This is a genomic window from Lysinimonas soli, assembly GCF_042655435.1.
In the GTDB taxonomy this organism is placed as follows: domain Bacteria; phylum Actinomycetota; class Actinomycetes; order Actinomycetales; family Microbacteriaceae; genus Lysinimonas; species Lysinimonas soli.
This window is the reverse complement of sequence record NZ_JBHSMG010000003.1, coordinates 76261-94062: the sequence shown is the minus strand read 5'-3', so window position 1 is coordinate 94062 and position 17802 is coordinate 76261. Positions and strand designations below refer to the sequence as shown.

The window sequence follows — 17802 nt, the reverse complement described above, 5'->3', positions numbered from 1 at the left end:
CGGCTGAAGGGATGCCCTCCATGATTCACGCTGTCGACGACCTCGGCACACGCCCCGGTCTCCGCCTCAGAACAACGCCTCGGGTGCTCAGCATCGCCGGCACCGACCCGACGGGTGGCGCGGGCATCCAGGCGGACCTCAAGAGCATCGCCGCGAACGGCGGCTACGGCATGGCGGTGGTCACCGCTCTCGTCGCACAGAACACCCGCGGGGTGCGGTCGGTGCACACCCCGCCGGTCGCGTTCCTTCGCGAGCAGCTCGACGCGGTCAGCGACGACGTCACCATCGACGCCGTCAAGATCGGCATGCTGGCCGATGTCGACGTGATCGCCGAGGTGCGCTCCTGGCTCGAGGCGACCCGGCCGCCGCTCGTCGTGCTCGACCCGGTCATGGTGGCCACCAGCGGGGACCGGCTGCTCGAGCCCTCCGCGGAGCAGGCGCTGCGCGAGCTGCTGCCGCTCGTCGATCTCGTCACGCCGAACCTGCCCGAACTCGCCGTGCTGCTGCAGGAGGAGCCGGCGGCCACCTGGGCCGAGGCGGTCGAGCAGGGCACTCGACTGTCCGCCGCGGTCGGGGTGATCGTGCTCGTCAAGGGCGGGCACCTCACGGGAGACAGCTGCCCGGATGCCCTGGTCGACGCCCGGGGACTGCTCGGCGAGACGGTGGTGGAGTTCGCCTCGCCGCGCGTGGTCACCCGCCACACGCACGGCACCGGCTGTTCGCTGTCGTCGGCCATCGCCACCGTGCAGGCCCGGACCGGGGACTGGGTGCGCTCCGTGGCGCAGGTCAAGGAGTGGCTGCAGGGGGCGTTGCTGCACGCGGACGAGCTCGAGGTGGGCGCCGGCAACGGCCCGATCCATCATCTGCATCACCTGTTCGCCGACCGTCCGCCCGCCGGGCAGGAGTTCAGCGGGAGCCTGTGGAGCGAGATCGAGCCCATCCGCACCGCGATCTTCGAGCTCCCCTTCGTACGGCGGCTGGGCGACGGCAGCCTGGACGCTCGGGACTTCGGCTACTACATCGCCCAGGACGCCCTCTACCTCAACGCCTACTCGCGCGTGCTGGCCCGAGCCAGCGCCCTGGCCCCGACCCCGACCCCGGCCGAGCAGGTCTTCTGGGCGGACTCGGCCGGGGTCTGCCTCAAGGTGGAGTCGGAGCTGCATCGCAGCTGGCTGGGCGAGCACGCGACGCCCGCCGCGCTCGGCCCCGTGACCAAGGCCTACGTCGATCACCTGCTTGCCATCAGCGCCCAGGGCAGCTACGGCGTGCTGCTCGCCGCGATCCTGCCCTGCTACTGGCTGTACGCCGAGGTCGGCGAGCGCTTGCACGCCGCCTTCCAGACCCGCGGGGATGCCGCCGCGCATCCGTACGGCGCCTGGCTCGAGACCTACGCCGACGAGGCCTTCGCCGTCGCCACCCGCCGAGCGATCGCCTTCACCGACTCGGCCGCCACCACTGCGTCGCCGCAGGAGCGCGCGGCGATGCGCGCGGCGTTCGCGGCGTCGTCCCGGTGCGAGCTGGACTTCTTCGACGCACCACGGCTCCACGCGGGAGCCTGAGATGCGCCTAGTCGAGTGGGGGAAGGTGCGCGAGCAGCCGCTGCGCGGCGTCCGTCGGGTCGTCGGCCTCGGTGATCGCCCGCACCACGACGACCCGGGTCGCCCCGGCATCCACCACCTGCTCGATGTTGCCCAGATCTATGCCGCCAATGGCATACCAGGCCATGTCGCGGCCCGTCGCTGCCGTTCGCTCGGCCGCGTGCCGGACCAGTTCGAGGCCGACCGCGGCCCTGCCGGGCTTGGTCGGTGTCGCCCAGAGCGGGCCAACGCAGAAGTAGTCGAGGGTCGGGGCAGCCAGCGCCGCGTCGACCTGTCCCGGCGTGTGGCTCGACAGGCCGATCACGGTCTCGGCGCCGAGCAGTCGCCGGGCCGCGGCGGCCGGGAGATCCTTCTGGCCGATGTGGAAGACAGGAGCCTGCGCCAGGGCGGCGATGTCGGCTCGGTCATTGACGGCCCAGAGCCGACCGTGACGCTCCGCCGCTGCCCTGAGCACACCGAGCAGTTCCAGCTCCTCGGCGGCCTCGATGGTCTTGTCCCGCAACTGGATGATGTCGACGCCCCCGGCGAACGCCGCATCGAGGAAGTCGGCGAAGTCGCCGCGGCCGGTGCGGGCATCGGTGCACAGGTACAGGCGGGGGTCGGTGGGGTTCATCCGACCAACGATAAGGGGCCCCGACCGACGACGGCCGCGGTCGGCCCCTCCGCCGAGGGGGCGGGTTCCCATGAGTGAGCGCCGAGTGGACGTCGTCGTGGTGGGGGCCGGGATCGTCGGATTGGGGATCGCGTGGGAGGTCGTCAGGTCGGGCCGCACGGTCGCCGTAGTCGATCCCGAACCCGCCGGAGGCGCCACGTATGCTGCAGCCGGCATGCTCGCCCCGGTGGGCGAGCTGCACTACCAGGAAGAGGACCTGCTCGAGCTGACGCTCGACTCGGCGGCGCGGTATCCGGCCTTCGTCGCGACGTTGGGGCCGGACCCCGCCGAGGCCGGCTACCGAGCGACCCGCACCATCACCGTGGGCGCCGACCCGGCCGACCGGCGCGCCCTGTTGGACCTGCGCGAGGCGCAACTCCGCAACGGGCTGACGGTGGAGCCCCTGACCATCCGGGAGGCACGCGCGCTCGAGCCGCTCCTCAGCCCCCAGCTCTCGGCGGCGTTCGACGTCGAGCAGGACCACCAGGTCGATCCTCGACGACTCGCGGCTCGGCTGCAGGCTGCCCTCGCCGAGATCGCCCGGCGGGAGTCCGGCTCCTCCGAGCCGTTCATCCGCCAGGACGCGACCGGGCTGCTGCACGAGCACCCGGCGGATGCGTCATCGCGGGTCACGGGGGTCGCGCTCTCCGACGGCTCCGCCGTGCACGCCGACGAGGTGATCGTCGCGAACGGCCTCGCGGCCCCGGAGCTGACAGGGCTGCCCGACGGACTCCGTCTGCCGCTTCGCCCCGTCTACGGCGACATCCTGCGTCTGCGGATTCCCGCGCACCTCCGGCCGCTCCTCACCGCCACCATCCGCGGCCTCGTCCGGGGGCTGCCCGTCTACCTCGTCCCCCGCTCCGACGGGACCGTCGTGCTCGGGGCCACCCAGCGCGAGGACGGCTCCGCGGCGGTGTCGGCCGGCGGCGTGCACCAACTGCTGCGGGATGCACAGGTGCTCGTCCCCGCGGTGGCCGAGCTCGAGCTGATCGAGGTCACGGCCCGCGCGCGACCCGGAACTCCCGACAATGCACCGCTGCTCGGACGAGTCGCCCGCCATCTCGGCGCGCCCGCCGACCCCGCCGGCGACATCCCGGGACTCATCATCGCCACCGGGTTCTTCCGCCACGGCGTGCTTCTCACTCCCGTCGCGGCTCAGCACTGCGTCGACCTGCTCGACGACGCCGCCGGCACCCGCTGGGCGAGGTTCCGGCCCGACCGCTTCTCCGCGCCCGGCCTGCCCGCCGCGCCGTCCACCCCTTCCCTCGAGACCCCAGGAGCACGCTCGTGACCGAACCACAGCCCGCCGGGATCACCCTCAACGGTTCGGCGCGCGCGCTGACCGCCGGTGAGACCATCACCCACCTCGTCGCGGAACTCACCGGGCGCGCCATCGACGCGGACGGCCGGCCCACGGACGGCGGCCGCCTCGGCGTCGCCGTCGCGCGGAACTCCGGCGTCGTGCCCCGAAGCCTCTGGGGCGCGACGGCACTCGAATCCGGGGACGACGTCGAGATCGTCGCCGCAGTACAGGGAGGCTAGACCGTGACCGGCACCACACCACCGACCCGCGATCCCCTCGTGATCGACGGGGTCGCCCTGGGCTCCCGGTTGATCATGGGCACCGGCGGCGCACCCAGCCTGCAGGGTCTCGGCGCCGCGCTGCAGGCATCCGGCACCGAGCTGACGACGGTCGCGATGCGCCGCCACAGCCCCGGCGCCGCCGGCTCGCTCTTCGAGTTGCTGGTGGAGCAAGGGATTCGGGTGCTGCCCAACACCGCGGGCTGCTTCACGGCCCGCGAGGCCGTGCTGACGGCCGAGCTCGCACGCGAGGCCCTGGAGACCGACTGGGTCAAGCTCGAGGTGATCGCCGACGAGCACACACTCCTCCCCGACGCCGTCGAGCTGGTGGACGCCACGGAACGCCTCGTCGCCGGCGGGTTCAAAGTGTTCGCCTACACCAACGACGATCCCGTGCTCGCGCTCCGGCTCGAGCACCTCGGCGCCGTGGCCGTGATGCCGCTGGGCGCTCCGATCGGCACCGGCCTGGGCATCCTGAACCCGCACAACATCGAGCTGATCGTCTCGCGCGCGAGCGTTCCCGTGGTGCTCGACGCCGGAATCGGCACCGCGTCGGATGCCGCCCTCGCGATGGAGCTCGGCTGCGACGCCGTCCTGCTGGCGACGGCCGTCACCCGGGCGCAGGACCCCGTGCGCATGGCGGAGGCCTTCCGGCACGCCGTCATCGCCGGGCGGCTGGCGGCCCAGGCCGGACGCATTCCCCGACGGGAGCATGCGCTCGCGTCCTCCGCGATGGACGGGCGGCCCGATCTGTGAGCGGCGGCAGCGCGGTGGTGCCCCTGGTCGATCCGGCCGACGGCCTCACGACCGAGGAGCGGGAACGGTACTCCCGGCACGTCATCATCCCCGAGATCGGAGAGCTCGGCCAGCGTCGGCTCAAGAACGCCCGCGTGCTCGTGATCGGGGCCGGAGGGCTCGGGTCGCCGGTGCTGCTCTACCTGGCCGCCGCCGGCGTGGGCACGCTGGGCATCGTCGACGACGACACCGTGGAGCTGAGCAACCTGCAGCGGCAGGTGCTGCACGGTGTCGGCGACGTCGGGAGCACGAAACCCGACTCGGCGCGCGCCGCGGTCGCGGAGCTGAACCCGCTGGTGCGCGTCCGCCGGCACGACACCCGGCTCGATGCCTCGAACGCCCTCGAACTGTTCGCCGACTACGACCTGATCGTCGACGGCTCGGACAACTTCGCCACCCGCTACCTCGTCGACGACGCTGCGGCACTGCTCGGCAAGCCGTCCGTCTGGGGCGCGGTCCACCGCTTCGACGGGCAGGTCGGCGTGTTCTGGCGCAAGCACGGCCCCAGCTACCGCGACCTGTATCCGGATGCCCCGCCCGCCGGATCGGCTCCCTCCTGCGGCGAGGCGGGCGTGTTCGGCATGCTCTGCGGGGTCATCGGCTCGGTCATGGTCGTCGAAGTCGTCAAGCTCATCACCGGCATCGGGCAGAGCCTGCTCGGCCGGGTCTCCCTCTACGACGCACTCACCGCGTCGTGGCGCGAGATCTCGGTCGTGCCGGATCCCGCCCGGGCGCCGATCGCCGGACTCGTCGACTACGAGGCCTTCTGCGGCGTGCCCACGCGGTCCCCCGCCGTCTCCGAGGACGAGGTCACCGTCGTCGAACTGGCGACCATGCTCGAGGCGCGGGATCGGGGTGAACAGGACTTCGAGCTGATCGACGTGCGTGAGCCCGGCGAGCACGACTTCGTGCGCATCCCCGGTTCCCGGCTCATCCCCCAGGCGGGGCTGCTCTCGGGAGACGCCCTCCCCGAGCTGTCCCTCGACCGCGCCATCGTGCTGTACTGCAAGGCGGGAGCGCGATCGAGCGCCGTGCTCACCGAACTGCAGCGACGCGGTTACTCCCGCGCACGGCACGTGCCCGGCGGCGTGCTCGCCTGGGTGCGCGACATCGACCCGACCCTGCCGCGGTATTAGCCGCGCCGGCGGTCAACCGTCGAATCGTCGAAACTGAACTCAGCGGGTGCTGTCGCGCTCCACGAGCTGTGGCTGCACCAGTCGCAGTCCGTGTTCGTGCGAGTGGACGCCGTCGGCCTCCTCCTCGAGAAGTTCAAGTGCGGTGCGGGCGATCTCATCTCGAGGCTGACGGATCGACGTGAGCGGGACGATGTTGGATGCCGCGAAGTCGATGTCGTCGTATCCGATGATGGCGATGTCGTCGGGCACCCTGAGCCGGCCGTCGCGAATCAACTCCTGGATCAGGCCGATGGCCAGCAGGTCATTGGCGGCGAAGACCGCGTCTGGGCGACGATCAGGCGGTCCGGCGAGAATCCGGCGCCCCAGTTCGCGTCCTTCCTCCACGGTGAGGTCGGCCGTCTCTTCGACCGACAGGGTCACGCCCGGCGCTGCCGCGACGGCCTGCTGCGCGCCCGCGATGCGTTCGCGCACCTGGGCGATCGGACCGCCGGCCACCATGAGCCGATGCCGGCCGCGTTCGATGAGGTGGCGCGCGGCGAGGCGTCCCGCGGCAGCACCGTCCAGACCGACCGAGCACACCTGTCGCGAATCGATGTTGGCGTCGAACAACACCATCGTGCTGAGTGCGCTGGAGAAGAGGCCGGGGTTGACGCAGATCGAACTGGCGAAATCCCTTGGCCTGGACAAGACCACCCTGATGAGCCAGCTCGACAAGCTGGAGAAGGCGGCGTTGATCACGCGTCGTTCCGACCCGCACGACCGACGACGCCGCGTTCCGGAGATCACCAAGGCGGGCGACGACCTTCGCGCGAGCGTTGCGGTCGCCAGCGCCGAGGCGGAGCGGGAAACCCTTGCCGACCGGGCTTGAGGGCCCCGGCTTCGATCAACGTCTCGTCGAGAGTCACCTCCACGCATTCCTCGCACACCCGTCGGTCACGGCACTCACCCCCGTCGCGTATCCGGTGGAGTCGGCGAGGGGGTGGGGCGCCGTCGGCCCTACGGGACTGCGATCAGCCAGGCGTCGGCGATCGACGGGTCGTAATGTCCACTGACGCCGTTGTAGGTCATCCGGATGGTTACATGTCCCGTGCTCGTGAGCGTGCCATCATCCGGAATCAGGATCTGATATGTCACGAGCCCCTGCCCGCCCGCGGTGCGCTCGTAAAGCCTGGTCGCGACCTTCGTCCCGTTGACGGTGATGTCGTAGTCCTTGATCTGGGCACGGTCGTAGGTCTCGACGGCTCGGAAGACGAAGGACTTGCCCGGAACGACGGTGCCGGTGAACTCGAAGTACGAGCCAGGGCTGGTGACTCCGGAGTACCGGCGCGTCCGGCCCGCCTCCACCGATGTTCCGCTTGAGGGCGAAGCGACGACGGCGTGAGCCGCCTCGGACACCGCATCGCCGAAGTCGATGTGATCGGTGAACGCGGCGGGAGGATCCGCGAGCGCAATCGAGAGCGGGACCGGGGCCGTCGCCAAGACCGAGCCGGCCGACACGAATCGCACCACGAGCGACACGGTTTCCGCCGTCACGCTTGCGGGGATCGGTACTGCCGTCGTGACCGTGGCGGTATTGCCCGGGTCGATCGTCACGTCCGTTCCTGCCGCCGGCTGCACCCAGCCCATCGGCGTCTCGACGGCGATATGGCCCGTGATCGGCGCTGCTGCCGCGTTGGCGACGACGGTCGATACGACAGCGCTTTGCGCGGGGTCGCCCGGAGCGATGTCGCCTACCGTCGGGGTCACCGAGATGGCCTGGCTGACGGTGACCAGAGGACTGGAAGTGCTGAACGAGCGCACTTGGCTTCGGTGTGAGGTGAACGTGATCGTCGCCTTCGCGGTGACCGGTCCGGCTGGCTGGATGATCGGAACCTTCACGCTGAAGGGGATCGTGATGCTCTGTCCGGGCCGGAGCGCTGTTGCATCGAATGACGCCGGCGACGCTACGAGCCCGGCCGAGAGTGCCAGATCGACGTGCACCTGGTGGATGACCGACCGGCTCGTGTTCGTCAGCCGGACAGCGCTCGACATCGCCGATCCGGGCAGTGCCTCCCTCGCGCCCGTGATCTGAACCGTCAGCCCGACATTCGCCGGCGATGAGATGAAGTGGTACTCCCCTGAGCCGACGCTGATCTCGACGACCCCATCGGCCTCGGTCACCCGGGTCACACCGGGGACCGAGTCGAGAGCGCGCCCCCCCTCGGTGACCGCCCACTTGCTGATCGCCGGAATGCGGATCGTGGAGGTGGTGTTGGTCGGCACGGTCGCCTCGAGCTCCATGCCGTCCGACGTCACCGACCACTTCGAGGAGATCCTGCCGTACACGGAGTCGAAGGATCCCTGGCCATCGCGCAATCCGCCGCCGATGTTGGGTGCGATGACGCTGGTCTTGTACCCGGCCGCGGTCGACGAGATGCCACCGATGTTGTTGTACATCCAGTTGCCGACGGCGCCATACGCATAGTGGTTGAAGGAGTTCATGCCGACATCGCCGAACGTTCCGTCCGGTTTGAGCGAGTCCCAGCGCTCCCACATCGTGGTGGCTCCATTGGCCACTTCGTAGCCCCACGACGGGTAGTCCTTGTTCAGGAGCAACCGGTAGGCGACATCGCTGTGGCCGATGGCGGTGAGAGCAGGGAGCAGCCAGGGGGTGCCGATGAAGCCGGTCGAGAGGTGGTAGTTCCGTTCGGCGACCTTAGCGACGAAGTTCTCGCCGACCTGCGCGAGTCGAGCGGTCGGGATCAGCCCCATGCCGATCGAGAGGGCATACGCAGTCTCGCTGTTTCCGGCCATGGTGCCGTCCGGGGACAGGTAGTGCGCAAGAAAGGCTGCGGTCACGTCTCGTTCGAGCTGTGCATACCGGGTCGCGTCGGCGGTCTCTCCGATGGCGCTCGCCATCGCGCTCATCATCCGGGCATCGGACGCGAAATAGGCAGTACCGATCAGGCTCTGGTCGGTCGGATCGTCGAGGTTGAGCCAGTCGCCGTACCCACCCTGAGTGCGGATGAGGCCGGCGCCGGACTGCGCCTGCACGTAGTCCATGAGCTTCTTCATCGACTGCCAACCGGCTCGGATGACTCCAGTGTCGCCATACGCGGTCCAGAGCGTGTTCGGCACCGTAATGCCCGCATCCGCCCACCCACTGCCGCCGCCGATTCCGATCGGATCGGGCGCGACGCCCGGGTAGTCACCGCTTGGCAACTGCGCATCGCGTAGGTCCTGAAGCCATTTCGACAGGAACGCCAAGGTGCGTTCGTTGTAACTGGCGGTCGGCGCGAACACGTTGATGTCTCCGGTCCACCCGAGTCGTTCGTCGCGGGCGGGCGTGTCGGTTGGAATCGAGAGGAAGTTGCCGCGCTGACCCCACGTGATGTTGCTCTGCAACTGATTGAGCATCGCGTTCGAGGAGCTGAGGGTCCCGGTGCGCTCCAGGTCTGTTCCGAGCACGAGCCCGGTGAGGCTGGATGCCGTCGGCGCGGCTGCCAACCCGGTGATCTCCACATACCGGAAGCCGTGGTAGGTGAACTTGGGAACATAGGTCTCGGTGCCGGTCGTCGCGAAGGTGTAGTAGTCGGTCGCCTTCGCCGAGCGCAGGTTGGCCGTGTAGAGCGAGCCGTCCTGGTTCAGCATCTCGCCGTATCGGATGCGCACCTGCTGACCGGCAACACCGGTGAGTCTGAGCGAGACGATGCCCACCATGTTCTGTTTCATGTCGTAGAGCCAAGAGCCGCTGGTCGGCTGATTCGCCAGTAGCGTCGCAGGGCGCTTCTCGGTGACACGTACCGGTTCGTCGGTTTGCGGCTCGAGCAGCCTGGTCGGGGCATCGTTCCTGAGCGTCACCGGTTCCCAGGATGCCGTTGACGCGTTTGGTGAACTCCAGTTGGCCGGAAGTTGGCGGGCGTCGTAGTTCTCGCCCATGAGGATGTCTGACGAGACGAGCGGACCTCTGATGTTCTTCCAGGTGCCGTCCGTGGCGACCAACGCGCTGGTGCCGTCCGAGTAGTCGATGCGGAGTTGCGCGATCAGCGCCGGCTGGGTGCCGTAGTGACCGGACCCGAAGCTTGCAATGTTCCCCGCGTACCAACCGTTGCCGATCATCGCGGCAATGGTGTTGGCGCCCTTACGCACGAGCTTCGTCACGTCGTAGCTTTGATAGTCGACCCGCTTGGTGTAGTCCGTCCACCCCGGCGCCAAATACTCGTCGCCGACCTTCGCACCGTTGATATCGAGTTCGTAGACGCCGAGCGCAGACGCGTAGAGGCGTGCTGATCTGACCTTTCGCGCGACCGGGAAGTCCTTGCGCAGGAGCGGTTGGCTCGCGTCCACCGTGACGAGCGACTCCAGCGGCGCGAAGGCACGGTACGCACCGTCCACGATCTGGCCGTCGGTGAAGGGGTTCTTGCCGTCGGCGAAGGTGGCGTCGAGCAGAACGCCGCTCGACGGTGAGACGACCTTGACGCCATAGATCGTGGATTGCTCGGGGCCTTCGGTTGCATTGGATTCGCGGAAGCCGACGTAGCCCTGAGTGAAGGTGGTATCCGTTCGCCGGTCGATCTCCACGCCGTCGAGTGACGAGATGATGGTCGGGCCGTCGTAGGTGACGCTGAAGGTGTGCCGCCCCGCGAGGAGCTGAGCCTTGGAGATGACGGAGGAGATGTCTTTGTTGTCGAGGAGGGTGAAGTTGCCGCCCTGCTTCACATGCGGGCGCAACCGTGGGGTGCCATCGGCGACGGAGAGTTGCCACATGTACGCGTTGTTCAGGTCAGTGGCGCGACCGTAGACCCCCAGGACCAGGTTGTCCATATGGAAGTCGACGCTGACCGTGTAGTTCCGCCACTTGGCAAGGTTCTGGGCGGCTGTATCGGTGCCGCTGATCCATTTGGCCTTCCACTCCGCCGGGGAGAGGATGCCGGTCTCGAACCAGGCCGGTTTCGCCCAGCCTGTGACCTTTCCTTTGTTGTCCCAGGTGCGCACCTGCCACCAGTATCGGCTCTGCGATGTGAGCGCCGGCCCGGCATAGGCGACGTTGAGCTGCTCCGCCGACGCGACCTTGCCCGAGGACCAGACGTTCCCCAAGCTGAGCGTCGACTTGGAGTCGGAGACCCGGATCTCGTATGCGGTCTGGGTTATCCCACGACCCGACGATTCAGTGATCCAGCTCAACGTGGGGTTGGCTCCGGCGATGCCGAGAGGATCGTGGAGCCCGTTTGTGCGGAGCCCGTCGACTGTGCTCACCACTCGCGAATCCTCGTCCGCTTGAGCTCGACTGCCTGCGCCTCCGACCAGCAGCAGGCTGAGCGTCAGAACGCTGGCCAGGACGACAGCGATCGAAGTGCGGGAAGAATGCTGTTCGCGAACCTTCGAGTTGCGCCACATCGCTTAGTCCAATCGTCATTGAATGGTGTCTGAATCGATTCACTTTTCTAGCTCTGGCGAGGCTATCCATGACGACTCCCGACTGTCAAGGACCCTTTCGAAACGGACCGGAAGTCAGCCGCGCTCCTCATGAAACGTTCTATTCTCAAAGCCTCTCGCGCGTGACAACGCGCGCGGATGCCCGACACGCAGTCGCCCCCTGCCGCGAGACCTGCGGCAGGGGGCGACTGATTCGCTCAGGAAGTCACTGCTGGGGCAGCACGCGCGTGCCTTCGATCCGCACGGCTTGGAGCGCCTTCGGGTTCAGCCCGAGCAGCTTCAGGATGGTCGGCGCGATCTGCGTCGTCTCCACCGGTGCGGTGACGGTCTTGCCGTGCTCGGAGTGGAATCCCGAGACGACCAGCGGCACGTCCCGGTCATCGGCCGCAGCACCGCCGTGCTCGGCGATCTTGCCCTTTCCGCCGGTGTAGACCACGCCGGCCTGCACGATCCCGAAGACGTCCGGGTAGCGCGGGTCGGCCGTGGTTGTACCGAAGTAGCCGGCGACGGCCGCTCCCGCGTAGATCGAGGCGAGCCCCGACGAGGCGGCCGTCTTGCTCGCCCCCGAGATGCCGTTGCCGGTCGCGGAGTGCGATGCCAGGTAGGCCTTCGCGAAGTCGGCTGCGGCCTGCGAGTGGTCGGACAGCCAGAGCAGCATCACGTCGTCATCCGTCGAGAACGCGACGAGATCCGCGCTCGTCGGGTGCGTCGCCTTCCAGGCCGCATTCAGGCCGTCGATGATCGGGCCATCCGGGATGCGCGTGAGCGCGGCCGGGTCGGTCGGTGACTGGCCGTGCTTGGCCGACAGGATGATGGTCGTCGACTTGGCGAGACCGTCAGCCGTGATCGTGGAGACCATCTTGCCCACCGAGGCGTTCACGAAGTCGAGGGCCTTGGTGAGCAGCGGCCCGGGCACGGTGCCGCCGGGGAGGTATCCACCGGTCAGGCCGTCGGAGGTCGGCAGCTTCTGGGCCGTCGACACGGACTGGAAGTTCATGCCGAAGATCCCGGGCACCGCCTGCGACCTGGTTCCGGAGTGATCCTTCCCGCCGATCTCGTTGAGCACCGCCTGCACCTTGTAGCCGTCGTACTGCTGGGTGGCGGCGTTGTCTTTCGTCCAGTCGCCGGCCGAGTACGGCGCCGCGGCCTGGCTGTTGATCTCGGGCGTGAAGAGATCGTCGATGCCCGAGCCCGATGGGCCGCTCAGGATCTCGTACGCCGGGTGCTTGTCGGACCACGCCGTCGTCAAGCCCGCACTCTTGGCCACCTCGAAGACGGTGTTCACCTTGAGGTACTCGTGCGGGTAGATCGGCTTGCAGGTGGCCGGATCGACGGGAAGCGTGGCCGGGTTGAGCAGGCTCTGCGGCTGACCGGTCATCGAGAGGATGCTGCCGGGCAAGCCGGTCAATCCGGCGCCCGCATCCAGCGAGTTCTGGTCTTTGTCTGCCGCCTCGGTGAAAGCGACCTCAGCCCCCGGAGTCACTCCGGCGCAGTTCGTGGTTCCGGCGGGCAGCACCGCGCGGTTGAAGGTGTCGTCGTAGTAGATGCCGGTGGTGCCGGGATTTCCGCCGGTGACCTGGGCGATCATGCCCGGGAACGAGTCGGACGGGACGGGCGTCTGCGCCCGCGTGTAGCTGGTTCCGCGGGCGACGAGTTTCGCGAGCGCGGAACTCGGGTGCGCGTGCACGTACCAGTCCAGATCCTTCTGGTGCAGCCCATCCACCGAAAGCAGGAGAACGTGTCGGGAGTGTTTCGCATTGCCATCACCGTCATGGCCGTCGTCGGCGAGGGCCGGTGAAGCAGCGGACGCCACCAGCGCTGCGCCGACAAACGCCGCGGTCACGTAGGTGATCCGTCGTGTTGATTTCATGGGCGTACCTTCCTGTATGCAGGCACCGCGAAACGCGGCGCCAGGCGACACTAGGTAGACAGGACGCCCCACCCCCCAACGGGTGTCAACGTTCGAGTGGACGGACTGTGGCCGGGGCGTGAACTCCGACGCAGCGGCACTGAGCACGGTGCCCCTCGACGAGTGGGAGCCGATTCGCGGATGGACACTGCTCGCGCGAGGACGCCAGCACCAAGGCCGGTTTCAATCGGTCGCTATGGCCGAACGGATCAGTGCGGTGGTGCGCTCGATGACGGGCCGGACGGGTTGCCCTGACTCCACCATGACCATGGCGACCTCCAGCATGCCGCCGAGCAAGCGGGCGGTGACGGGGAGGTCCGCGACTCCGAGATCGGCGAGTGCCGCGAGGAATGGGGCCGCTTGCTCCTGATGCAATTCCATGAGGCGCGCGCGACATGGTTCCGGCAGTTGGGCTCCGGTCAACGCTGAAGCAGGCCGATGGTAACCCTTGGCGGCGAGCAGGAGGGTCTCGCGAACATACGCGTCGATGCGTTCCTGAGGGGTACCGGCTTGGGCGAGCGATTCAGCCAGGATGCGGTTGGCGCGGGGGAAGGCATCCTCGATGATGGCCGCGATGATGTCGGCCCCCGAAGAGAAGTACTGGTAGACGCTCGGGCGGGCGAGACCGGCGGCGGTTCCCACGGCAGCCGGGGTGACTGCGGCGAGCCCTTCGGACACGAGGATCTCTGTTGCCGCACTGAGCAAGGCGGCGCGTTGACGGACGCGGTGCTCCGCAACGGTCGGGGCGGAGATCTTGGGCAAGGTCAACCTCCTCCGAACTCGTCTGAAGCAACGATTTTACCGTCCCGCCGAATCCACGTAGGATACCGACATTAGTGTCAGCAAAACCTCAGAGAACGACCCGAGAGTGAGAGACGCACCTGATGACCACGACGTCGAACCCGAACCCGAACACCGCACCGACCCCAGGTCGGATCAGTCGACGCCTGATCGTCTTGAGCATCAGCATGATCCTCGCCCTGCTGCTCCAAGTGATCGTCGGTGTGGCCAACGCGCTGTGGCTCACTGTCCCCGAAACGGGCAACGGCTGGGCAACTGCGGCACCGCTGCTCCTTCTCAACGCGCATCTGCTGCTGGGGACCGCGATCACCGGTCTGGGCCTGTGGCTGTTCATCGAGGCCCTGCGAACCCGTCACGGCATCTGGATCATTTCGAGCATCGTGGGACTGCTCGGAGTCGTCGTCGCGCTCGGGGGAGGCTCGGCCTTCCTCTCGACCAACGGGAGCGCCGTGTTCTCGTTCATGATGGCGATCGGCTGCGTCATCGCGATCGGCGCCTACCTCGCCCCGGTCGTGAAGCGATGACCACGGTCACCGCGCCGGTCATCCCCGACCCACGGCGCTGGAAGGCGATGGCGGTCGTCGCCCTCGGCGTCTCGATCGTGATCATGGATGCGACGGTGGTCAACGTCGTGCTTCCGGTTCTGATCCGCGACGTCCGCCTCACCGCGACGGACGCCGAATGGACGAACTCGATCTACGCACTCGTCCTTGCCGCGCTACTGATCACCACGGGACGCCTTGGCGACCGCTTCGGGCGCCGGCGACTTCTCATCGCAGGCATCGTGATCTTCGGCCTCGGAAGTGTTCTGGCGGCGATGGCAACGGGCGCACCCGAGCTGCTCACCGGGCGACTTGCGCAAGGTGTCGGTGCGGCGGCGATCCTTCCGGCCACCTTGTCGACCGTGAACGCGTTGTTCACCGGTCGCGAGCGAGGTATCGCCTTCGCGATCTGGGGGTCGACAATCGGCGGAATGGCCGCGGTCGGCCCTGTCGTCGGTGGATGGCTGACCACCGCTTTCAGCTGGCAATGGGCGTTCCTGATCAACATCCCGATTGTCATCGTCGTGCTGGCGGGCGCGATCTTCTGGGTACCGGAGACCAGGGACGAGCATGCCGTGCGCGGTGCGGACGCCCCAGGCATCCTGCTCTCGGTCGTCGGCCTGAGCGCGATCGTCTTCGGCTTGATCGAGGGGCAGCGCCTCGGCTGGTGGCTCACGTCCGGTACACCCCTCACGTTCGGATCACTGAGTTGGAGCTGGACGGTCTCACCCGTCCCGTTCGCCTTCCTGACCGGGGTCGCATGCATCGGCGCATTCGTTCTGCACGAGCGCTCACGAATCCGCCAAGGCCGCCCTGCGCTCGCCGATCTGCGCCTGTTCGGAATCAGGAGCTTCCGCTTCGGTGCCATCGCAGCGCTCATCGTCGCGCTCGGCGAGTTCGGGATGTTGTTTGCCTTGCCTCTCTACCTTCAGGGCGCGCTGGGCTACACCGCGCTGAACACCGGCGTCGTGATCCTCGCCCTCGCTGTCGGCACCTTTTTGAGCTCGGGTCTGACGCCACAGCTGACCAAACGGATCGGCGCGCGCGGCGTCGTGAGGGTCGGGCTGCTCCTCGAGGCGCTCTCGATCCTCGCGCTCGGCCTGACAGTCAGTGAAACCGTCACCCCGTGGCTGGTTGCCACCTGGCTCTTCGTGTACGGCATCGGGGTCGGCCTGGCGACCGCACAGCTGACCGCGGTGATCCTGGCGGAAGTGCCGGTGAATCAGAGTGGTCAGGCATCCGGGCTGCAGAGCACTGTTCGTCAGCTCGGGTCGGCGCTCGGAGTGGCCCTGCTCGGCACCCTGCTCGTGACGTCGCTCGCGACGAGTCTGTCTGCCCGCCTGGAAAGTCAGACCACCATCGATGGGGTCGGCCGCGCCAGAATCGTCGAACTCGTCTCGACCTCGGCAGGTGCCGTGATACCGCAGCTCGACGAATTGACCGGCCAGACGGGAGTCCGAGCGATTGCGGAGACCTCGATGATCGGCGCGACCCGAGTCACGATTCTCTCCGCGTCCGCGGTCATCCTCCTGGGACTGATCGCCACGCTCGCCCTGCCCCCGGTCACATCCCGCACGCGACGGAGGCCCGCGGGCGACAAGGTGGCGTCCGCGACAGAACGCTAGGCGAGCGGGACGCGGTGACCGGTCATCTGGCGCAGCGGAATCCGAGGTGCGTGGTCGACGAGTCCTCTGTTTGTGCGGATCGAGCGGCGGGCCGATAGCGGAGGCAGTACTCCGGGGCGCAGAGGTGCGACCCCCCTTTGAGCACGCGTCGCGCGACAGCGCCACCCGGAGCGATGCTTCGGGCCCTCGATGAATCCGGTGAGCACATGCAGGTGACCGTCGGATCCTGGAGCCGATCCGTCCAGTAGGTGCTGGTCCACTCCCAGGTGTTCCCGGTCATCTCGTGCAATCCGAACCCGTTCGGCGGGAAACTCCCCACCGGCGCCGTCCCCACCCAGCCACCGCTGCCGGCGCCAGTGTTCAGGTACGGGAAGCATCCCTGCCAGCTGTTGGCGCGCATCCCGTCGTTGGGCTCGTCACCCCAGGAGAACATCGCCTGGTCGAGCCCGCCTCGCGCCGCGTACTCCCATTCCACCTCGCTGGGCAGTCGCTTGCCTGCCCAGTCGGCGTACGCGCTCGCGTCCTCGAAGGCGACCTGGACCACCGGATGACCGTCCAGGCCCTCGATCGAGCTGCCCGGACCGGAGGGATGCCGCCAGTCGGCGCCCGGCACCCATCGCCACCACTGCCTCCAATCCCTCAAGTCCACGGGCCCCGGTGTCGGCACGAACACCAGTGCGCCGGGCTCGAGGCTCGGCATCTCCGCGCCAGGAAACAACGCCGGGTCCAACTCGCGCTCGGCAACGGTCAGGTATCCCGTTGCGGCGACGAACTCGGCGAAACTCGCGTTGGTCACCGCGAACCGGTCCAACTCGAACGGCTTCACCCACTCCTCATGGATCGGGCCCTCCTCCGGGTAGAAGTCCGAGCCCATCCAGAAGCCGCCGCCGGGCAGCGCGACCATGTCATCCGTCATGCCGCGACCACCAACCATGCCAGACAGGCCACGGCGAACACTGCGACGGAGGCGGCCGCCAAAGAGATCGGAATCGCGGCCGACGCCACAGACAGGCCGACCGTCAGGTACCCGTGCACACGACGGTATCGGCGGGACGCATCGATATAGGAGGCCACCGCCAGCAACAATCCCAATAGGCCCAACAGGATGGCCGCGGCTCCCATCCGTTCCACAGCGAACCTGATGAACAGCAACCCGCCGACCCCGATCGACAGACTCGTCCTGCGCCACGCAAGCAGAGTTCGTTCCGGCTGCAGACCTGCATCGAAAGGCGTGTCGGTCACAGGAACGACCCAACCACGACCGTCACCGCCACGACGAGCACCCCGATGGCGACCACAGCACCGACCGTCGGTCCAGGAAGCGCCCGCGACAAACGCAGCGAGCGCTCCGATCGCGCCCACCCGATCCATCCCTGCGCCACAGCAAGTAGACCGAGCAGGAGCAGCAGCCCGGCGGCAGCCAGCCGGAGGCCGGCCACCTGGGGGATGCGCAACGCCTCCAGTCCCACGCCGCCGGCCAGCAAAGCAAGCGCCGTCCGCAGCCAGGCGAGAAAGGTGCGCTCGTTGGCCAGGCTGAAACGCGGATCGGGCTCGGTACCCTCGCGGTACACCCAGGCGGGAAACCGAGTCATGAAGCAGTCATAGGGGTCATCGCGGCACGGCATCTGGCCGCCTTCAGCCCGAACGCGCCGATCGAGTAGGAGGCGTGATCGTCAGTGAGGATCATGACGATGTCGGAGCGTCGTGCGCGGGTCATCCGTGTGCTGCTTTCTGTTGCTGAGGTTGTT

At 68.0% G+C, this 17802-nt stretch carries 16 protein-coding genes; 8 read left to right on the top strand and 8 right to left on the bottom strand.

Features of this window, described 5'->3' with window-relative positions; genetic code table 11:
- Window positions 1-20 precede the first annotated feature (20 nt).
- The gene (gene thiD, locus ACFPJ4_RS12205) at window positions 21-1559 is read left to right on the top strand and encodes a bifunctional hydroxymethylpyrimidine kinase/phosphomethylpyrimidine kinase (protein WP_386740719.1); all 1539 of its coding nucleotides are present in this window, start codon (window positions 21-23) and stop codon (window positions 1557-1559) included.
- A gap of 7 nt (window positions 1560-1566) precedes the next feature.
- On the opposite strand, the gene thiE is transcribed toward thiD, so the two are convergent.
- Complete coding sequence (gene thiE / locus ACFPJ4_RS12200; protein WP_386740718.1) at window positions 1567-2211, bottom strand: thiamine phosphate synthase; 645 nt, start codon at window positions 2209-2211, stop codon at window positions 1567-1569.
- Between the two features lie 70 nt (window positions 2212-2281).
- Here thiE and thiO point away from each other — a divergent pair, with 70 nt between their 5' ends.
- From thiO to moeB, 4 genes are read left to right on the top strand one after another with little or no spacing between them, the layout of a single operon-like run.
- Window positions 2282-3541 (top strand): glycine oxidase ThiO, encoded by a 1260-nt coding sequence (gene thiO / locus ACFPJ4_RS12195; RefSeq protein WP_386740717.1) that lies wholly within the window; start codon window positions 2282-2284, stop codon window positions 3539-3541.
- Complete coding sequence (thiS, locus tag ACFPJ4_RS12190) at window positions 3538-3792, top strand: sulfur carrier protein ThiS (RefSeq protein WP_386740716.1); 255 nt, start codon at window positions 3538-3540, stop codon at window positions 3790-3792. Before thiO ends, thiS begins: the two co-directional genes overlap by 4 nt.
- A gap of 3 nt (window positions 3793-3795) precedes the next feature.
- Window positions 3796-4587, top strand: a complete 792-nt coding sequence (locus ACFPJ4_RS12185; RefSeq protein ID WP_386740715.1) for a thiazole synthase — start codon at window positions 3796-3798, stop codon at window positions 4585-4587.
- Complete coding sequence (gene moeB / locus ACFPJ4_RS12180) at window positions 4584-5762, top strand: molybdopterin-synthase adenylyltransferase MoeB (protein ID WP_386740714.1); 1179 nt, start codon at window positions 4584-4586, stop codon at window positions 5760-5762. Before ACFPJ4_RS12185 ends, moeB begins: the two co-directional genes overlap by 4 nt.
- A gap of 39 nt (window positions 5763-5801) precedes the next feature.
- On the opposite strand, the gene ACFPJ4_RS12175 is transcribed toward moeB, so the two are convergent.
- Window positions 5802-6377: a substrate-binding domain-containing protein gene (locus ACFPJ4_RS12175; RefSeq protein WP_386740713.1), complete on the bottom strand. Its 576-nt coding sequence runs from the start codon at window positions 6375-6377 to the stop codon at window positions 5802-5804.
- Here ACFPJ4_RS12175 and ACFPJ4_RS12170 point away from each other — a divergent pair.
- On the top strand, window positions 6259-6630 hold the full coding sequence (locus ACFPJ4_RS12170) for a MarR family winged helix-turn-helix transcriptional regulator (protein WP_386740712.1): 372 nt from the start codon (window positions 6259-6261) through the stop codon (window positions 6628-6630). The two genes, ACFPJ4_RS12175 and ACFPJ4_RS12170, sit on opposite strands and share 119 nt — an antisense overlap.
- Window positions 6631-6758: 128 nt before the next feature.
- Here the strand turns inward: ACFPJ4_RS12170 and ACFPJ4_RS12165 are convergent, their stop codons facing one another.
- From ACFPJ4_RS12165 to ACFPJ4_RS12155, 3 genes are all read right to left on the bottom strand, one after another.
- Window positions 6759-11000 (bottom strand): family 78 glycoside hydrolase catalytic domain, encoded by a 4242-nt coding sequence (locus ACFPJ4_RS12165; RefSeq protein ID WP_386740711.1) that lies wholly within the window; start codon window positions 10998-11000, stop codon window positions 6759-6761.
- A 382-nt stretch (window positions 11001-11382) separates the two neighbouring features.
- Window positions 11383-13047 carry an alkaline phosphatase family protein gene (locus ACFPJ4_RS12160; protein WP_386740710.1) on the bottom strand — a complete coding sequence of 555 codons (1665 nt, stop codon included), beginning with the start codon at window positions 13045-13047 and terminating at the stop codon, window positions 11383-11385.
- A gap of 222 nt (window positions 13048-13269) precedes the next feature.
- Window positions 13270-13848, bottom strand: a complete 579-nt coding sequence (locus ACFPJ4_RS12155) for a TetR/AcrR family transcriptional regulator (RefSeq protein ID WP_386740709.1) — start codon at window positions 13846-13848, stop codon at window positions 13270-13272.
- Window positions 13849-13970: 122 nt separating this feature from the next.
- Between ACFPJ4_RS12155 and ACFPJ4_RS12150 the strand changes: the two genes are divergently transcribed.
- Window positions 13971-14411, top strand: a complete 441-nt coding sequence (locus ACFPJ4_RS12150; RefSeq protein ID WP_386740708.1) for a hypothetical protein — start codon at window positions 13971-13973, stop codon at window positions 14409-14411.
- Window positions 14408-16054 carry an MFS transporter gene (locus ACFPJ4_RS12145; protein ID WP_386740707.1) on the top strand — a complete coding sequence of 549 codons (1647 nt, stop codon included), beginning with the start codon at window positions 14408-14410 and terminating at the stop codon, window positions 16052-16054. The genes ACFPJ4_RS12150 and ACFPJ4_RS12145 overlap by 4 nt, the downstream gene beginning before the upstream one ends.
- A 22-nt stretch (window positions 16055-16076) precedes the next feature.
- Here ACFPJ4_RS12145 and ACFPJ4_RS12140 read toward each other — a convergent pair whose 3' ends face one another.
- The 3 genes from ACFPJ4_RS12140 to ACFPJ4_RS12130 are packed head-to-tail and all read right to left on the bottom strand — an operon-like array spanning window position 16077 to window position 17646.
- Window positions 16077-16970: a formylglycine-generating enzyme family protein gene (locus tag ACFPJ4_RS12140; RefSeq protein ID WP_386740706.1), complete on the bottom strand. Its 894-nt coding sequence runs from the start codon at window positions 16968-16970 to the stop codon at window positions 16077-16079.
- Window positions 16967-17296, bottom strand: coding sequence for a DUF202 domain-containing protein (locus tag ACFPJ4_RS12135; RefSeq protein WP_386740705.1), 330 nt, complete (start codon window positions 17294-17296; stop codon window positions 16967-16969). Before ACFPJ4_RS12135 ends, ACFPJ4_RS12140 begins: the two co-directional genes overlap by 4 nt.
- Window positions 17293-17646 (bottom strand): YidH family protein, encoded by a 354-nt coding sequence (locus ACFPJ4_RS12130; protein WP_386740704.1) that lies wholly within the window; start codon window positions 17644-17646, stop codon window positions 17293-17295. Before ACFPJ4_RS12130 ends, ACFPJ4_RS12135 begins: the two co-directional genes overlap by 4 nt.
- Window positions 17647-17802: the final 156 nt, after the last annotated feature.